Below are 18,620 nucleotides of genomic sequence, written 5' to 3' on the forward strand. Positions count from 1 at the left end.
TGTATTCGGTGCGGCGGGTGCCGATCATCGATCGACAACCCGCCAAGTCGCTTGGATCAGGTTCAGGCGGCGATCTGCTCGCGGCCGGCTTCCTGTTCGCGCTCGTACATCTCGGTCAGCGCGCGCTTGTACTCGGTCGGGAAGACCTTGACGAAGCGGCGGCGTGCATTGCTCCAGTCGGCCAGCAGTTCCTTGGCGCGCTCGGAGCCGGTGTAGCGGAAGTGCTTTTCCACCAGCGCCTTGAGCAGTTGCTCGTCGAGCACGCGCTCGCCATCGACCTTGTGCCAGGTCGCCTGCGTGTGCGCCTTCTCCTGGTCTGCCGCCGACAGCACGGATTCCAGCGCGACCTGCGCGGTGTTGCAGCGCTTGTCGAACAGGCCGTCTTCGTCATAGACGTAGGCCACGCCACCCGACATGCCTGCCGCAAAGTTGCGGCCGGTGGTGCCCAGCACGACGACGGTGCCGCCGGTCATGTACTCGCAGCCGTGGTCGCCCGTGCCTTCCACCACCGTGGTGGCGCCGGAGTTGCGCACCGCGAAGCGCTCGCCGGCCACGCCGTTGAAGAACGCCTCACCGGCCAGCGCGCCGTACAGCACGGTGTTGCCGACGATGATGTTGTTGGTCGGCTCGCCGCGGAACTCATGCGGCGGACGCACGATCACGCGGCCGCCCGACAGGCCCTTGCCCACGTAGTCGTTGCCGTCGCCCACCAAGTCCAGTGTCACGCCGTGCGCCAGGAACGCCGCGAACGACTGACCCGCCGTGCCCTGCATCTGCACATGGATCGAATCATCCGGCAGACCTTCGTGGCCGTAGCGCTTGGCCACCTCGCCCGAGAGCATCGCGCCCACGGTGCGGTTGACGTTGCGCACCGGCTGGATGAACGAGACGCGCTCGCCCTTCTCGATTGCAGCCTTGGCCTTCTCGATGAGCTGGTGATCCAGCGCGCGGTCCAGACCGTGGTCTTGCACGTCGACCTGGTAGCACGGCTCGCCTTCCTTCTTGGCCGGCTGGTAGAAGATGCGCGCGAAGTCCAGACCGCGTGCCTTCCAGTGTTCGATGCCGGCCTTGGTGTCGAGCAAATCTGCGCGGCCGATCAGCTCGTTGAACGAGCGGATGCCCAGCTGCGCCATGATCTCGCGCACTTCCTCAGCCACGAAGAAGAAGTAGTTCACCACGTGCTCGGGCTTGCCCGAGAACTTCTTGCGCAGCACCGGATCCTGCGTCGCCACGCCCACCGGGCAGGTGTTCAGGTGGCACTTGCGCATCATGATGCAGCCCTCGACCACCAGCGGTGCGGTGGCGAAGCCGAACTCGTCTGCGCCCAGCAGCGCGCCGATCACAACGTCGCGGCCGGTTTTCATCTGACCATCAGCCTGCACGCGGATGCGGTTGCGCAGGCCGTTGAGCATCAGCGTCTGCTGCGTCTCGGCCAGGCCCAGTTCCCACGGCGTGCCGGCATGCTTGATCGACGACCACGGCGAAGCGCCCGTACCGCCGTCATGACCGGCGATCACCACGTGATCGGCCTTGGCCTTGGCGACACCTGCGGCCACTGTGCCCACGCCCACTTCCGACACCAGCTTGACCGACACGTCCGAACGCGGGTTCACGTTCTTCAGGTCGTGGATCAGCTGCGCCAGATCTTCGATCGAGTAGATATCGTGGTGCGGCGGCGGCGAGATCAGACCCACGCCCGGCACAGCGTAACGCAGCTTGCCGATGTAGTCCGTGACCTTGTGGCCGGGCAGCTGACCGCCTTCACCGGGCTTGGCGCCCTGGGCCATCTTGATCTGGATCTGGTCTGCCGAAGCCAGGTATTCAGCGGTCACGCCGAAACGGCCCGACGCCACCTGCTTGATCTTGGAGCGCAGCGAATCGCCTTCTTGCAGTTCCAGATCGCGCTCGACCACTTCGCGGCCGATCACGTCCGACAGCTTGGTGCCCTGCTTGATGGGAATGCCGCGCAGTTCGTTGCGATAGCGGCGCTCGTCTTCACCACCTTCACCCGTGTTCGACTTGCCGCCGATGCGGTTCATCGCCACGGCCAGCGTGGTGTGCGCCTCGGTCGAAATCGAGCCCAGCGACATGGCGCCGGTCGCGAAACGCTTGACGATCTCCTTGGCGGATTCCACTTCTTCCAGCGGAATCGCGCGCACCGGGTCCACCTTGAACTCGAACAGACCACGCAGCGTCATGTGGCGCTTGCTCTGGTCGTTGATCAGGTTGGCGTATTCCTTGTACGTCTGGTACGAATTCGCGCGCGTGGCGTGCTGCAGCTTGGCGATCGAATCCGGGGTCCACATGTGCTCTTCGCCGCGGACGCGGTACGCGTATTCGCCGCCGGCGTCCAGCATGTTGGCCAGCACCGGTGCATCGCCAAAGGCGTCGCGGTGCAGGCGCAGGGCTTCTTCGGCCACCTCGAAGATGCCGATGCCGCCCACGTTCGATGCCGTGCCGTGGAAGTACTTGTCCACCAGCTCGCGCGACAGGCCGATCGCTTCGAAGATCTGCGCGCCGGTGTACGACATGTACGTCGAGATGCCCATCTTGGACATCACCTTGTGCAGGCCCTTGCCGATTGCCTTGGTGAAGTTGTAGACCGCCTTGTCTGCCGTCACGCCCAGGCTCGGAGCCAGCTCAGCCAGCGTTTCCATCGCCAGGTATGGGTGCACGGCTTCCGCGCCGTAGCCCGCCAGCAGCGCGAAGTGGTGCACTTCACGCGCCGAACCCGTTTCGACCACCAGACCGGTGCTCGTGCGCAGGCCCGCATCCACCAGGTGATGGTGGATAGCGGACGTGGCCAGCAGTGCCGGAATGGCGGCTTGCTTTTCGTCGACCGCGCGGTCCGACACGATCAGGATGTTGTAGCCCGACTTGACCGCATCGACAGCCTCGGCGCACAGCGAGGCCAGGCGTGCTTCGATGCCCTCCTTGCCCCAGGCCACCGGGTAGCAGATGTTCAGCTCGTAAGCCATGAACTTGCCGCCGGTGTAGTGCTCGATGTTGCGGATCTTCGCCATGTCCTTGAAGTCCAGCACGGGCTGGCTCACTTCAAGACGCATCGGCGGGTTGATGTTGTTCAGCTCGAGCAGGTTCGGCTTCGGCCCGATGAACGAGACGAGCGACATCACCACGTTTTCGCGGATCGGGTCGATCGGCGGGTTCGTGACCTGCGCGAACAGCTGCTTGAAGTAGTTGTACAGCGTCTTGTTCTTGCTCGACAGCACGGCCAATGGGCTGTCGTTGCCCATGGAGCCGGCGGCTTCTTCACCGTTGGCGGCCATCGGCGCCATCAGGAACTTGACGTCTTCCTGCGTGTAGCCGAACGACTGTTGACGGTCGAGCAGCTTGGCGGCCGGCTTGGTTTCGGCGGCCACGTCTTCCGGCTTGGCTTCCAGCTCGTCGAGCTTGATGCGCACGGCGTCGATCCAGCTCTTGTACGGCTTGGCGTTGGCCAGGTTGTCCTTGAGCTCCTTGTCGTCGATGATGCGGCCCTGCTCCATGTCGATCAGGAACATCTTGCCCGGCTGCAGGCGCCACTTCTTGACGATGCGCGACTCGGGAATCGGCAGCACGCCGGCTTCCGACGCCATCACGACCATATCGTCGTCGGTCACGTAGTAGCGTGCCGGGCGCAGGCCGTTACGGTCGAGCGTTGCGCCGATCTGGCGGCCATCGGTGAAACAGATGGCGGCGGGGCCGTCCCACGGCTCCATCATCGCAGCGTGGTATTCGTAGAAAGCGCGACGGTTGTCGTCCATCAGCGTGTGCTGTTCCCACGCTTCCGGAATCATCATCATCATCGCCTGGGCCAGCGGGTAGCCGGCCATCGTCAGCAGTTCGAGGCAGTTGTCGAACGATGCCGTATCCGATTGGCCCGGATAGATCAGCGGCCAGAGCTTCGGCAGATCCGCACCCAGCACCGGCGACGAGATACCGCCCGTACGTGCGTTGATCCAGTTGACGTTGCCCTTGACGGTGTTGATTTCGCCGTTGTGCGCAACCATGCGGTACGGGTGCGCCAGTTCCCAGGCCGGGAACGTGTTGGTCGAGAAACGCTGGTGCACCAGCGCCAGCGCCGATACCGTGCGCGGGTCAGCCAGGTCTTGGTAGTAGCGGCCAACTTGTTCGCACAGCAGCAGGCCCTTGTAGACGATCGTGCGCGCCGACATCGACGGCACGAAGTATTCCTTGCCGTGCTTGAGCTTGAGCGCCTGAATCGCGTGGCTGGCGGTCTTGCGGATCACATACAGCTTCCGCTCCAGGGCGTCGGTGGTCATGATGTCGCGGCCGCGCCCGATGAAGATCTGGCGGATCACCGGCTCGGTCTTCTGCACCGTGGGCGACATCGGCATGGTCTTGTCGACCGGCACGTCGCGCCAGCCCAGCACGACCTGGCCTTCCAGGCGCACGGTGCGCTCCAGTTCTTGTTCGCAAGCCAGACGCGAGGCGTGTTCCTTCGGCAGGAAGATCATGCCGACGCCGTATTCGCCAGCCGGCGGCAGGTTGATGCCCTGCTTGGCCATCTCTTCACGGAAGAACTGATCGGGAATCTGCAGCAGGATGCCTGCGCCGTCGCCCATCAGCGGGTCGGCGCCGACGGCTCCCCGGTGGTCGAGGTTGTGCAGGATGCGCAAGCCTTGCTGGACGATCTCGTGGCTCTTCTTGCCCTTGATGTGGGCGACGAAGCCGACGCCGCAAGCGTCGTGTTCATTGGTCGGGTCGTACAGACCCTGGGCCGACGGCGCCGACGGCTGGGTGGGGAAAGAGTGTTGTTCCACGGCGATCTTCCGATGTTGTCGGTACAGCGCGCCGTAGAAAGCCCTCGCAGTGGTGCGGATGCAGGCAAAACAACCAATGGCGCGCCGCACCATGAATGCGGGGTGAAACGAATATAAAAGAGCGTTCCATAACACGCAAAAGGTTTTAAATGGGGTCGGAGTCAATTAACAAATGCACGTTTGTAGTGCGGGTTTATAAGTGGGGACAGATCAATTTGGTGCGGACCGACGCACCTGCGATCCAACGCCCTGACACCCGGCTACCCCACCGCTGCCGCGTCCTCCGCCCCCACTTCTGCGGTTTTGCGCGGGGGCCGGCCTTTCGGCAGGGGCGCGACTCGCCGACCACCAGTACGCGCCAGCGTTGCCAAGAAAGCCTCACTACCCAGCGGCCAGCCGCTGTGCACATGCTGGCGAATCGTCTCGAGCTGGTCTGACCCGAGACCTTCATGCCAGAGCGTCCGATAGCGGGACTGGCGCTCGAACGGCGTGTTTCCAAGCCGCCAGTAGCAGTAGTGGTCACTCACCCACGGGATGGATTGGATGCCGACGTGATGGCGATACGTACTCCACCGATCCTCTTCCGGAGTGGCGACCACGCCGCCGCGAACCGCGTTGGCTTCGACGTATAGCAACATCGGCAGCACCCATTCCGCCGGGTCCAGCACGGTCGAGCGGAAACGCCCTTCCCAGAGCGTGCCGCTGCGCTCAGCGGCCGCGTTGAAATACCGCGTATAGCGCCGCCCCACCGTCTGCAGCGTGCGTGACAGGCTGTCCGCGACTTTCGGCGTGCCAACCAGGTGCACGTGATTCGGCATCAAGGCGAACGCGTGAATGGCGAAATCGTGTTCGCGCGCGGCCATGCGCAGCGTGTCCAGGTAGAACGCGTAGTCCTCATCGGCGCGGAAAACCGCCTGCCGATTGTTGCCGCGCTGCAACACGTGCACAGGAACATCAACAGGACTGAGGCGGGGCAAGCGAGCCATGGGCAAAAACAGAGATAGAAAGCACTCATCCTATCGCGGCCACATCTTTTCTGTCCCCATTTACTTTAGAAGCAAACGGTTGCGGGACCGCTGTCGTCGAGTTGCAACGAGAATCGGCCGTGTTCCCCGGCGGATTTGCGTGCCGTCAAATTGGCGGCCGCGAAGTCGCTATGCGTCACCGCGAACTTGATCCGGCGCAAATCGACCGGGCGACTTCCCCGCGAGACTGGCTCCCATCACATCCACGAGACAACAACACAGGGAGCGTTTCATGGCTTTTGTTCGCCTAGCCGCCGTAGCCGCAGCCGCCGGGTTTCTGGCAGCCACTGTCAGCCCAACCGCCTTTGCGCAGAGCAACGATCTGCCAGCGCCAACGGGCAACTGGATGGTGCGCCTGCGCGCCGTCAATCTGACCGCCGCCAACAAGTCCGATGCGGTGCCCGCGCTTGCTATCCCGGACGACGCCATCCAGATCAACAACAAGGCCTTCCCTGAACTGGATATCTCGTACTTCTTCACGCCGAACATCGCCACGGAACTGATCCTGACGTACCCGCAGCAGCACGACGTGACCGTCACGCAAAGCGCGCTTGGCGGCGCGACCAAGATCGGCAGCTTCCGCCACCTGCCGCCGACGCTCACGCTGCAATACCACTTCACGCCCGAAAAGCGCTTTAAGCCGTACGTGGGCGCGGGGATCAACTACACGCGCATTTCGAACGTGGACTTGCAGGTGCCGGGCGTCGGCCCGCTGGAAATGAGCAAGAACAGCTTTGGCCCGGCGCTGCAGGTCGGCTTCGACTACCGCCTGACCGAACACCTTTACTTCAACCTTGACCTGAAAAAGACCTGGATCAGCGCCGACGTGAAGCTGGCCGGACAGACCATCAGCAAGGTCAAGGTTGACCCGTGGCTGCTGGGTATCGGCGTGGGCTACCGCTTCTGAGGGAGACGATCAGCAAAACAAACGTCTTCTGATCGACTTTCCGACGTGCCGCAGGGGTCGTCGACGGCGGGGGCGCTCGTCGACGGTGGTTGGCACGTTCGGCCCGGCATGCGTTGGGGCGGCCGGGCATTTTTTTTGGGCGCTTACTTTGCGAGGTGCGCCGGATCGAACTGCATGACAACTCGGCCTTCCAGCGGCTGCGGCTTGCGGAAGTTGTCGGCATAGAAACCGCGCAGCGCTTCGAGTTGCTCGGGCGATGCGGTGATCGGTTGCTTGAGCACGTACCACTCAACGTTTTCCGTCAGCGGCGGCGTGGTCAGCGAGCCAAGGTAGTGATAGTAGGCGTCGCTCGCGGGCAGCAGCGCGCCGGCATCCACGGACGACACATCGTGTGCCTCGCCCTTGCGCGCGGCCCGCAGCACGGCTTCGAGCGCGGGGTTGGCTGCGCCCGGCTCCAGCATCACGCCAATCACGGCCATGCGACCGTCCTTTGCGGTGTGCACCAGGTGCACTTCCGCCGGATACGACTTGCCGTTGATGGTGTGCTCGCTGTGCGCGTGGAAATGGAATTGGCGCAGCGTGAAGTGGCGGCCGCGGATCTTGATGTCACCGCCGGGCACGTTCACCTGCAGTGCATGGCCCGTGTCGACCGCGGTGGCCGTGACCGAGCCATAGCGCTGTTGAATAACGTCCGGCTCATCCTCATCGGCGGCCACGGCGTCGGCCGGGCGGATGTCGATGGGCGACTGGAAGGCATCGTGCACTGCGTGCCATTCCGCCTGGTGCTGATAGTCGAAGTGATCGGCCGGGCTGGCGGCGTGGGCGCTAAACGCAAATGCGGCCAGCAATGCAGAGAGAAGACGCGACATCAATTGACCCCGGGAAATGAACCTCGCCATCGTAGGTTCGCCCCCAGGGCAGCGTCACTCAGAATGGTCCGATATCCGACTCACACCGCATCGACCGCAAAGATGCGGCGATGCTCCTTGATGGCATAGCGATCGGTCATGCCGGCGATGTAATGCGCGATCCAGCGCGGCTGCTCATCAGGACTGGCCTTCGCCTGATACTGCGGCGGCAACAAGCGGGGATCATCAAGAAACGCGCAGAACAAGTCATCGATGATGCGCCGCGCCTTGGTGGACATCCGCATCACGAGGTAGTGCCGATAAAGGTTGTCGAACAGGAAGCGCTTGAGCACGCGCGCCTCTTCGCGCATCGACTCGGAAAAGGCGACGAGCGCGGGCGCTGCACGTACGTCATCGATGCGCTGCGGCGCCACCTCGCCGATATTGGTGCGCGTGGTGGCAATCAGGTCGACGATCAGCGCATTGATGATGCGGCGGATGGTTTCGTTGATGAGGCGCCGGCCACCCACATCCGGGAAGGCGGCTTCGGCGTCGCGCCGGTGGATCGCCCACAGCGGCACGTCCTCCAATTGCTCTAGCGTGATCAAGCCGGAACGCAGGCCGTCGTCGATATCGTGGTTGTTGTAGGCCACCTCATCGGCGAGGTTGGCGAGCTGCGCCTCCAGCGAGGGTTGCTGCCCTTCGAGAAAGCGCCGGCCCAGGTCGCCAAGCGTGGCGGCGTTGTTACGCGAACAATGTTTGAGGATGCCCTCGCGCGTCTCGAACGTGAGGTTCAAGCCGTCGAAACCGCCGTAGCGCTCTTCCAGCCGATCAACCACCAGCAGGCTCTGCAGGTTATGCTCGAAACCGCCGTAGGGCTTCATGCAATCGTTAAGCGCATCCTGCCCGGCGTGGCCGAACGGCGTGTGCCCGAGGTCATGCGCGAGCGAGATCGCCTCGACGAGGTCTTCATTCAAGCGCAGGCTGCGCGCAATCGAACGGGCGATCTGCGCGACTTCCAGGCTGTGCGTGAGCCGCGTGCGAAACAGGTCGCCCTCGTGGTTCACGAAGACCTGCGTCTTGTATTCGAGCCGGCGGAATGCGGTGCTGTGGATGATGCGATCGCGGTCGCGCTGGAACTCGGTGCGAGAAGTTGACGGCGGCTCGGCATGCACGCGGCCGCGTGTCTGCGCCGCGTGCGCGGCATACGGCGCAAGATGGCCCTCAAGATCGAACGGTGCAGGCGGCAAATCGAGTCGATCGTTCATCGGGCCATCTCTTCTGGTGTCAGGCGACAGGGGCTTCGGTCGGGGGACGCAGCACGGCGTGCTGCAAGGTGGAGCGCAAGTCTGCGTCGGGCACCGTGGTCACAAAGGCTTCGCCCAGCTTGCGCAGCAGCACGAATTTGATCTCGCCAGCTTCGGCTTTCTTGTCAACGCGCATCAGGTCGATGAAGCGATCGACGCCCAAATCCGGCGCCACCGTCGGCAGGTTGGCCGCACGCGTGAGCGCGGTGATGCGATTGCGCGTATCGATGTCAATAAAGCCCAGGCGATGCGACAAATCGGCCGCCATCACCATGCCGCAGCCGACGGCCTCGCCGTGCAGCCACGCGCCGTAGCCCAGGCCCGCCTCGATGGCGTGGCCGAAGGTGTGGCCGAAATTCAGAATCGCGCGCAAGCCGGATTCACGTTCGTCCTGCGCAACGACCGACGCCTTGATACGCACCGAACCGCGCACGGCCTCGGCCATCAGATCGGTATCGCAGTTGTTGAGGCCGGCGATGTTCTGTTCAATCCACGCAAAGTAATCCGCATCGGCAATGGCGCCATGCTTGATCACCTCTGCCATGCCGGCCGCCAGTTCGCGCGGGGGCAAGGTACGCAGCGTGTCGATGTCGGCCAGCACCGCTTGCGGCTGGTGAAACGCGCCGATCATGTTCTTGCCCAGCGGGTGGTTGATACCTGTCTTGCCACCCACCGACGAATCGACTTGCGAAAGCAGCGTCGTTGGTACCTGGATGAACGGCACGCCGCGCATATAGCAGGCTGCGGCAAAGCCGGTCATGTCGCCAATCACGCCGCCGCCCAACGCGACGAGCGTGGTCTTGCGGTCCGCACCCGCCGTTAACAGCGCGTCGAAGATGCGATTGAGCGTGTCCCACTTCTTGAACGACTCGCCATCGGGCAGCACAACCGTGTCGACGGCCTTGCCCAGCGAGCGGATGGTCTCTTCGACCTTGGCCGCATACAACGGCGCAACGGTCTCGTTGGTGACGATCACGGCACGCGCACCGCGAATATGGGGAGCAAACAGCGCAGCCTGGGTCAGCAGCCTCGACCCGATATGGATCGGATAGGCGCGATCGCCGAGGTCGACATCAACGGTAATCATGACTGGGGGGAGACTTGCGAGGAGGTGGAGGAACCTGCGGGTGGCGCCACAATGCCGGCCATCTCGAGTTGCATCAGCACCATATTAACAAGCTGGGCGACGGTGGGCTTGCCGGTTTCGATGACGAAGTGCGCCACCTCGCGGTATAGCGGATCACGGATTGCGTGCAGCTCCTCGAGCCGGGCACGCGGGTTTTCGGTCTGCAACAGCGGTCGGTTCTTGTCGTGGCGCGTGCGCAGGTAGAGGTCATGCGGATTGGCACGCAGATAGATGACCGTGCCCCGTTCGCGCAGGAAGGCGCGATTCTCGGGCCGCAACACGGCGCCGCCGCCGGTCGCTACGACTGCGCCGTTACGCGCGGTCAGCTCGTCAATGATGTGGGTTTCCCGATCACGGAAACCCTTTTCGCCTTCGTGCTCGAAGATGACCGGTATGCGAACGCCGCAACGCGCTTCGATCTCGTGGTCGGAGTCGAAAAACGGCAGATCGAGCCGGCGGGCAATGGCCCGGCCAACCGTGGTCTTGCCGGCGCCCATCAGGCCGACGAAAAAAACGTTGGGAACAGACAAAATCGCGTGGAATCAGGAGTTTGAGCCTGATTGTAGTGGCATTTGCACACCATCCCGCACAAACCGGACCGCAGGACACAAAAAAGCCCGGCGCTCCACACAGGAGGCCGGGCTTGACGGAGCAAACTCCGGGCGCCGATTACTTCAGCGAGAGCTGGTCGGACAGCACGCGCGGCGTCAGGAAGACCAGCAACTCGGTGCGGTCGTTGATCTTATTCGTGCTCTTGAACAGGTTGCCCAGCACCGGGATATCACCCAACAGCGGTACCTTGTTCACGTCGGTCCGTTCGTTCTGCGTGTAGATACCGCCGATGACAACCGTACCGCCATTCTCAACCAGCACCTGTGTCTGCACGTGCTTGGTGTTGATGGCAAAGCCGTTGGTGGTTTGAATGCCGACGCTGTCCTTGTTGACGTCCACATCCAGGAAGATGTTGCCATCCGGCGTGATCTTGGGCGTCACCTCCAGCTTCAGGTTGGCCTTCTTGAACGACACCGAAGTGGCGCCAGAAGACGTTGCCTGCTGATACGGGATTTCGGTACCTTGTTCGATCAGTGCCTTGACGTTGTCAGCGGTCACAACGCGTGGGCTGGAGACGATCTTGCCGCGGCCGTCAGCCTCCAGCGCCGACAACTCCAGCGCCAGGAAGCGGCCAGCACCGGCATTGAACAGGCTCACTGCCACGCTGGCAGCATTCACACCGTTGATGCCGTTGGCCGGGAAGCTGAGCGCCGGGCTGTTGTCCCACGTTGCGTCTTTCGTCACGGGCGACAGGACGTTGGAGTACGTATTGCCGTAGCCAGCACCGTTGGTCTTGGACGCAAAGCCCAGCTTGGCGCCAAGGTTACGGCTGAACGTGTCATCCGCCTCGACGATACGCGCCTCAATCATCACCTGACGAACCGGGATGTCGATCTTCTGGATAAAGGCCTGCACTTCCTCCAGCTTGCTGGGGATATCCGACACGAACAGCTGGTTGGTACGGGCGTCCGACGTCAGCGAACCACGCTTGGACAGAACGCGCGACGCAGCCCCACCAGCACCACCACCCCCGGCTGCGCCACCGGTACCCAGCAGCATGTTGCGCACGTCATCCGCACGTTGATAGTTCAGGCGGAACACTTGGCTGCGCAGCGGCTCCAGTTCGGTGACTTGCTGCTGCGACTCGAGCTCGGCCTTTTCCTTCGTGGCCAACTCACCACGCGGTGCGACCCACAGCACGTTACCGTTGCGGCGCGATGCCAGGCCCTTCGAATCGAGCACGATCTGCAGCGCCTGATCCCATGGCACGTCCTTGAGACGCAGCGACAGGGTCCCCGTCACGCTATCGCTGGTGACGATGTTCAGGTTGGTGAAATCGGCAAAGACCTGCAGCAGCGAGCGCACGTCGATGTTCTGGAAGTTGAGCGACAGGCGCTCACCGCGGTAACCCGGGCCCGAGATCAGCTTGTTCGGGTCTTCCTTGGTCGGGCGGACTTCCACCACAAACTGCGTGTCGGTCTGATACGAGCTGTATTGCCAGTTGCCGCGCGGCTCGATGATCAGGCGTGCGCCGGTGCCATTGTCGGTGGCCCGCATGGATTGCACGGGCGTACCGAAATCGCTCACGTCATAGCGGCGGCGCAGCGATTGCGGCAGCGTGGCGCCAACGAAATCGACTACGAGGTTCTGACCTTGCTGCGCGATGTTGATGGCCGAGTTGGCCGTCGACAGGTCGACCACCACACGACCGGCCAGATCATCGCCGCGGCGGAAATCCACGTTGCGCACGGCCGGACGCTCTGCGCCAGCCACCGGCGTGGGCGCGGAGAAGGTCGGCGCTGCCACGGCGGCGGCAACCGGGGCCGCTTCCAGCGTCAGCACATACTGGTTGCCGCGCACTTCGGACTTGTACTGCGTCTGGCGCGCCAGATCGAGCACGACGCGGGTGCGATCACCGATCTGCACCACGTTGGCCGAGCGCAGCAGCTTGCCGCCGTATTGATAGTTTGCGCGGCCCTGGGCAAAGCCAGCGCCAAAGAAGTCGATGGCGATGCGGGCAGGCTGCTGCGTACTGAACTCCACCGGCTTCTGGGCGGGCGCACTCTTCAGCGTGATCGTCACGACGGTGGATTCGCCGGCCGAGGCCTGCTCCACCTTTTCGATCGCGTTGCCGGTCGCTGCCACGGCCGTCGTCGCAGCCTGCTGCGCGATCGCCTGACCGGCCATGATGAACATGCACAGCGAAAGCCATGCGGCTGCGCCCCCCCGGGCCACTCGGCTTGCCTGCGCGAGGCCGCCCTTCACAAGACGCATCGTCATTGCGCGCTCTCCTGAACTTTCAGGGTAGTCATTTTTTCTTTCCATTCGGCCGTGCCTTCGCGCACCAGTTCACGCAGGGTGAGTTCCTGGTCTCCGATGCGGACGATGCGGCCATAGTTTTGTCCGATGTACTGCCCCACATGCACATGCTGCGTCTTGTCCCCGACAGACAGGACGGCTTCCGCCTCGCCGTTGCGCTTCATCGTCCCGAGCAGCTTGAAGGCTTCCAGCGGATAGTCTTCCAGCGGTTCGCGACGGCGATTGGGCTCCGGTGATTCGTTCTGGGCGCGCGAAAGTTCAGCCACCTTCTGCACGCTGAACGGGTCAGTCTGCTTGGTGGTCGTGTATTCACGCGGCGCGTAAGGCTTGGGCTGCGGCAGCGGCTGCACGGTCGTACTCACGTGCTGGCGCGCCTCCTGCATCCATTGCTGCAGCTCGTCGTCTGCGCTCGCGCCGCAGGCCGTCAACACGGCAGCCAAGCACAGCGGTGACAAGCGCACGAGATGCGACATCCGGCGGCGACTCATGGTGCGGCCCTTCATTTGGCGCCTCCCTTGCCGGCGGCATTGGCCTTGCGTTGGGCGGCTTGCTCATCGGCGTCGAGCGCGCGGTAGGCCTCGGCACGGGCTTCCATCACCATGCTGCCGTCCTTGTTGCCGGTCAGGGCGATGTTCTGCAGCGTGACGATCCGCGACAGCGCGGCAACGTCGGCCGCAAACAGCGCCATGTCGTGGTAGCGGCCGTTGACCTTCACCGCCACCGGGATCTCCGCGTAGTACGGCTTGATCACGGCACCGGCGGGGCGGAACAGATCGAACGTCAGGCCGCGCGCAATGCCGGCGTGGTTGACGTCGGCCAGCAGCGCGTCCATTTCGGTCTTGTTCGGCAGTTGCAGTTCGAGCTTGGCCACGCGCTGCTCCACCTCGGCCTTCTGCTTGCGCAGCGCTTCGAGGTTCACCACCTGGGCCAGCTTGGTCTGGTAGGCGCTTTTCAGGGTTTCCTGCTCGCTGCGCTTGGCATCGCGTTCGTCAAACTTGCCGCTCCAATACAGTTGCCAGCCCAGCCCGATCACCAGCACAGCGGCCAGGATCATGAACAGGATGCGCGGAGCGGTCGGCCAGGTTTCCGGCTCGTTCAGGTTCAGGCCACGGAACTGGCTGACCAGGTCTTCCAGCGAGATTTCGGTCGAGAGAGCCATGGTTATTTCCCCGCCACTGCGCTGGCCGCACCCGGCTTGGCCGGCGTTTCCACCTCGGCTTTCCACTGGAAGCGGATGGTGAAGTTGAACAAGCGACGTTGTTCCTTCAGGTTGTTCGTCATGGTGGTGGCCACCGACTCGCCGAGTTCCGCCGAGTCCAGCCAGGGCACCGCGCCAAGGTTACGCAGCAGGTCCGACACGCGTTCGTTGGACTGCGCGACACCGGATACGGTGTAACGGTCGCCTTCCTGCTTGAGCGACGTCAGATAAATGCCGTCCGGCACTTGGCGCACCAGCTCTTCCAGCAGCTGAACGGGGCGGTTGCGCTGATTCTGCAGGCTCTCCACAGCGTGTTGACGCTGCAGCAGATCTTCGATGTCCTTCTTGAGGGTGTTGACCTCGGTGATCTGCTTATCCATCTCCGCGTTCTTCTGCGTGAGGATGCCGTTGATGCGCTGCGCCTCTTCGGTCTGGTGATCGATCACCATGCCGCCCAGGAACACCACCACGGCGCCAGCCGCAGCTGCGGCACCGAGGCTCATAAAGACTTTCTTGCGCTTACCCGCACGCCGCTCGGCGTGATACGGCAACAGGTTGACGCTGGGGAGTGCATTCACGGCAGTCGCGCTTTCGTTCGCCATGGCGCCTCCTTATTGCAGCCCGCGCAGGGCCAGGCCCGCGCTGACGATGTACGCCGGCAGATCACGCTGCAGATAGCGCGCGTTGACGTTCTTGGCCGCGCCCATATTGGCGAACGGATTGGCCAGCGTCGTATTGATCTGCGTCTGCTGTTGGATGGCGGTCTGCACGCCCAGCAGCGACGCATGGCCGCCGGAGAGCACGATCTCGTCGACCCGGCCAACGCTCGAGGTCGACATGAAGTTCTGGATCGCCTGGCTGATTTCCATCGCCAGTGTTTCGAGCGACGGCTTGAGCAATTGGCTGCGGTACTCGTCCGGCAGCGTGTTCTTGCGCTTCTTCACCTCGGCCTTGAGCAAGTCGAGCGAGAACAGGCGCGAGATGCTTTGCGTAAGCTGGTCGCCCGAGCCGGAGAGCGGCTGCTCGTACAGTTCCTTCCAGCCTTGATAGAACAACGCATGCGAATGTGCGCCACCCAGGTGGAACATCGCCACCACAGGCATGTCGCGCATTTCGGTCTCGGTGGCGTCCGGCTTGACCGCCAGCATGTGGGTCATGGCGCGCTGAATGGCGTTCTCTTCCACATCCATGACGATCGGCTTAAGGCCGGCCATCTCGGCTGCCGTCACGCGCTCCGTCACGCGCTCGGCCACAGTGGCCGTCACGCGCACGCCGACCCCGCCTTCGGTTTCGGACGGGCCGATCACGACGTAGTCGAAATTGACGTTCTGCGAGGGCGGAAACAGCCGATTGGCCTCGCTCTCGACCTGCACGAAGAGCTCGTCTTCGGTCAGGTTGTCGGGCAGGCTGACGGTCTGCGATTCCGTCAGACTGGACGGAATGGCGAGCACGGCATCCTTGCTGCGGATACCGGCCTTGGCAATGGCACGCTTGAGCGCACTGCCCACCGCATCGATATTGACCAGATTGCCGTCAGCGACGGCACTGCGTTCAATGAGCTCGCTTGCGCATTTCTCGAGTCGGAAATCCCCCTGCTTGCCGTTGGCGGACAACTCCACCACCTTGACGCTGGAAGACCCGATATCTATCCCGACGATATTGCGGCGCAGCAGGCCGGACAACAAACCCCGTCGCACAGAGACACCCCACCGTTTATATATTTTTGAACCCAGGCGCCCGATCTACGTCCAACGTGCGCCTTAGCCTGCATGGATTTGCTGCTGGATTCTCACAAAATCCTTTAGAACAGGCAAACGCTCCGACTGGCCGCGAAGCATTTCGCAGGCGCCGATTCGTAAAGCGTTGTCAAAACCCCACGGTCGGGGGATACCCCTTTCGTCTGACTTGCTTTCCGCTTCGTCTACTTTTAACGGCGGATTCTTGGCCACCTTGAATCTTGGGGCCCCAAGCGCACGCCTCGCGCGCCAGCGTGCCGCATGCGCCGCATAAGTGGCCCTGGCGCTGCTGGCGTGACAGCGGTTACGCGCTGTTACGCCCGCACGTCCGGAGGGCACGAGTCCCGACGATATAATCGCGGCCACGCTGACTGACACCCCCGGTGCCCCTGTAATGGCTACTGCCCAAACCACCCCCGCTTCGCCCAAGCCGCCCAAAGCCCGACGCCCGTTGTGGGCGCGCCTGCTTCTCTGGATGCTCGGCCTGCTCGTTGCCCTGGGGGTCGTCGGGGCGCTGCTGGTGGGCTACGCCCTGCTGGTGGCCGCGCCCAACCTGCCGTCGCTGGACGCCATCACCGATTACCGCCCGAAGATTCCGCTGCGCGTGTACACCGCCGACAACGTCCTCATCGGCGAATTTGGCGAAGAGCGCCGCAGCTTCGTGCCGATCACGCAGATACCCGACGTGATGAAGCGCGCCGTGCTGGCCATCGAAGATGATCGCTTCTATGAGCACGGCGGCGTGGATTTCATTGGCGTGCTGCGTGCGGGGCTCGCGAACCTGCGCGGCAGCATGTCGCAAGGCGCGTCGACCATCACCATGCAGGTGGCGCGCAACTTCTTCCTGTCGAGCGAGAAAACGTACACGCGCAAGCTCTACGAGATGCTGCTCTCGTACAAGATCGAGGCGAGCCTGACGAAGGACCAGATTCTCGAGCTGTACATGAACCAGATCTACCTCGGCCAGCGTGCGTACGGCTTTGCCAGCGCCGAACAGATCTACTTCGGCAAGAACATCAAGGACATCACCCTGGCCGAGGCCGCCATGCTGGCTGGCTTGCCCAAGGCGCCGTCGGCATACAACCCGGTGGTGAACCCGAAGCGCGCCAAGGTGCGCCAGGAGTACATCCTGCAGCGCATGCGCGACCTGCACTACATCACGCCGGAACAGTACGACCAGGCCATCCATGAGCAACTGCCGGTACGCAGCGAAGGCCACGAGTTCGACGTGCACGCCGAGTACGTCGCCGAAATGGTGCGCCAGCTCATGTACACGCAGTACCACGAAGAGACCTACACGCGCGGCCTGACCGTCTACACCACGCTGCGCAAGGGCGATCAGGACGTGGCCTATCAATCCGTGCGTCGCGGCATTCTGGACTACGAGCGCCGCCATGGTTATCGCGGGCCGGAGGCGTTCATCGACCTCCCCAGCGATGCCGATGAGCGGGAACAGGCGATTGACGACGTGCTCCTCGAACATCCGGGCAGCGACGATCTGCAATCGGCCGTGGTGGTGAGCGTGGCGCCCAAGCTGGTGCGCGCGACCATGCTCTCGGGCGAAACGATCGACCTGGCGGGGGACGGCCTGCGCTTTGCCCAGGCGGCGCTGGCAGCGAACGCGCAGCCGAAGATCAAGCTGCGTCCGGGCGCCGTGATCCGCGTGATCCAGGACACCAAGACGCAGAAGTGGTCGATCACGCAGTTGCCAGAAGTGGCCTCGGGCTTCATCTCTGTGGACCCGCAGACGGGCGCGATCTACTCGATGGTCGGCGGCTTCGACTTCAACCGCAGCAAGTTCAACCACGTGACGCAAGCCTGGCGCCAGCCGGGTTCGAGCTTCAAGCCGTTCATCTATTCGGCGGCGGTGGACAAGGGCTTCTCGCCGTCCACGGTGATCAACGATGCGCCGCTATCGATCCCGACCGGTGACACCGGCGGCCAGGTGTGGGAGCCCAAGAACTACGGCGGCGGCTACGACGGTCCGATGACGATGCGCCGCGCGCTGCAGAAGTCGAAGAACCTGGTGTCGGTGCGCATCCTGCGTTCGATCGGCACGCAATATGCGCAGCAGTACATCACCCGTTTCGGCTTTGAGGCGGACAAGCACCCGGCCTACCTGCCAATGGCGCTGGGCGCCGGCTCGGTGACGATGCTGCAGATGGCGGGCGCGTATTCGGTGTTTGCCAACGGTGGCTACCGCGTGAACCCGTACATCATCGATCGCGTGGTGGACGCGCGCGGCACCGTCATCCAGCAAGCCCATCCGATGACGGCCAACAAGGATGCCGTGCGCGTGATCGACCCGCGCAACGACTTCATCATGGATTCGCTGCTGCGCAGCGTGGTGGCGAATGGCACGGGCTACCTCGCCAAGCAGAAGCTCGGCCGCAGCGACATGGCCGGCAAGACCGGCACCACCAACGACTCGTTCGACGCCTGGTTCTGCGGCTACACGCCCAAGCTGGTTGGGATTGCGTGGATGGGCTACGACAACCCGCGCAGCCTGGGTGATCGCGAAACCGGTGGCGGCCTGGCCTTGCCGGTCTGGATCAACTACATGAGCTACGCCCTCAAGGGCCAGCCCGAGACCGATCGCCAGCCGCCGGAAGGCGTGGTGCAGATGGCCGGCGACTGGGCCTACGAGGAATACGCCAATGGCCAGGGCGTGGCGTCTGTCGGCCTGGGTGACGCACTGCCGGGTGCACAAGCACCGGGCGGCGACCAGCAACCGCAGCAGCCGGGCATCAATCTGGCACCGACGCCGGAGCAGGAGAAACAGAAGATTCTCGATATGTTCCGCGGCAACTAAAACCGG

13 protein-coding genes are annotated in these 18,620 nt (G+C 63.3%); 2 read left to right on the top strand and 11 right to left on the bottom strand.

What is annotated here, in order from left to right; genetic code table 11:
• Positions 1-62: 62 nt before the first annotated feature.
• Entirely contained in the window at positions 63-4,784 is a 4,722-nt protein-coding gene (locus ACS7SF_RS07365; protein ID WP_439892355.1) for a glutamate synthase-related protein, read from the bottom strand.
• A gap of 260 nt (positions 4,785-5,044) precedes the next feature.
• A complete protein-coding gene (locus ACS7SF_RS07370) occupies positions 5,045-5,770 on the bottom strand; it encodes a transposase (protein WP_439892356.1) in 726 nt (241 codons plus the stop codon).
• Positions 5,771-6,041: 271 nt separating this feature from the next.
• Here ACS7SF_RS07370 and ACS7SF_RS07375 point away from each other — a divergent pair, with 271 nt between their 5' ends.
• Entirely contained in the window at positions 6,042-6,716 is a 675-nt protein-coding gene (locus ACS7SF_RS07375) for an OmpW/AlkL family protein (RefSeq protein WP_439892357.1), read from the top strand.
• Between the two features lie 143 nt (positions 6,717-6,859).
• Here the strand turns inward: ACS7SF_RS07375 and ACS7SF_RS07380 are convergent, their stop codons facing one another.
• From ACS7SF_RS07380 to pilM, 9 genes are all read right to left on the bottom strand, one after another.
• The gene (locus ACS7SF_RS07380; protein ID WP_439892358.1) at positions 6,860-7,585 is read right to left on the bottom strand and encodes a carbonic anhydrase; all 726 of its coding nucleotides are present in this window, start codon (positions 7,583-7,585) and stop codon (positions 6,860-6,862) included.
• A gap of 80 nt (positions 7,586-7,665) precedes the next feature.
• Entirely contained in the window at positions 7,666-8,832 is a 1,167-nt protein-coding gene (locus ACS7SF_RS07385) for a deoxyguanosinetriphosphate triphosphohydrolase (protein WP_439892359.1), read from the bottom strand.
• 19 nt (positions 8,833-8,851) lie between these two features.
• The gene (aroB, locus tag ACS7SF_RS07390; protein ID WP_439892360.1) at positions 8,852-9,958 is read right to left on the bottom strand and encodes a 3-dehydroquinate synthase; all 1,107 of its coding nucleotides are present in this window, start codon (positions 9,956-9,958) and stop codon (positions 8,852-8,854) included.
• The gene (locus ACS7SF_RS07395; protein ID WP_439892361.1) at positions 9,955-10,527 is read right to left on the bottom strand and encodes a shikimate kinase; all 573 of its coding nucleotides are present in this window, start codon (positions 10,525-10,527) and stop codon (positions 9,955-9,957) included. The genes aroB and ACS7SF_RS07395 overlap by 4 nt, the downstream gene beginning before the upstream one ends.
• Before the next feature lie 139 nt (positions 10,528-10,666).
• Positions 10,667-12,823, bottom strand: coding sequence for a temperature dependent type IV pilus secretin PilQ (gene pilQ, locus ACS7SF_RS07400; protein ID WP_439892721.1), 2,157 nt, complete (start codon positions 12,821-12,823; stop codon positions 10,667-10,669).
• Positions 12,824-12,825: 2 nt separating this feature from the next.
• Positions 12,826-13,371, bottom strand: a complete 546-nt coding sequence (locus tag ACS7SF_RS07405; protein WP_439892362.1) for a pilus assembly protein PilP — start codon at positions 13,369-13,371, stop codon at positions 12,826-12,828.
• A complete protein-coding gene (locus ACS7SF_RS07410; RefSeq protein ID WP_439892363.1) occupies positions 13,368-14,027 on the bottom strand; it encodes a type 4a pilus biogenesis protein PilO in 660 nt (219 codons plus the stop codon). Before ACS7SF_RS07410 ends, ACS7SF_RS07405 begins: the two co-directional genes overlap by 4 nt.
• Positions 14,028-14,029: 2 nt before the next feature.
• Entirely contained in the window at positions 14,030-14,668 is a 639-nt protein-coding gene (locus tag ACS7SF_RS07415; RefSeq protein ID WP_439892364.1) for a PilN domain-containing protein, read from the bottom strand.
• Positions 14,669-14,677: 9 nt separating this feature from the next.
• Positions 14,678-15,748, bottom strand: a complete 1,071-nt coding sequence (pilM, locus tag ACS7SF_RS07420; RefSeq protein ID WP_439892722.1) for a type IV pilus assembly protein PilM — start codon at positions 15,746-15,748, stop codon at positions 14,678-14,680.
• A gap of 448 nt (positions 15,749-16,196) precedes the next feature.
• On the opposite strand from pilM, the gene ACS7SF_RS07425 reads away from it, so the two are divergent.
• The gene (locus ACS7SF_RS07425; RefSeq protein ID WP_439892365.1) at positions 16,197-18,614 is read left to right on the top strand and encodes a penicillin-binding protein 1A; all 2,418 of its coding nucleotides are present in this window, start codon (positions 16,197-16,199) and stop codon (positions 18,612-18,614) included.
• Positions 18,615-18,620 lie beyond the last annotated feature (6 nt).

It is taken from the genome of Ralstonia sp. 25C (genome assembly GCF_051904805.1).
Lineage (GTDB): Bacteria > Pseudomonadota > Gammaproteobacteria > Burkholderiales > Burkholderiaceae > Ralstonia.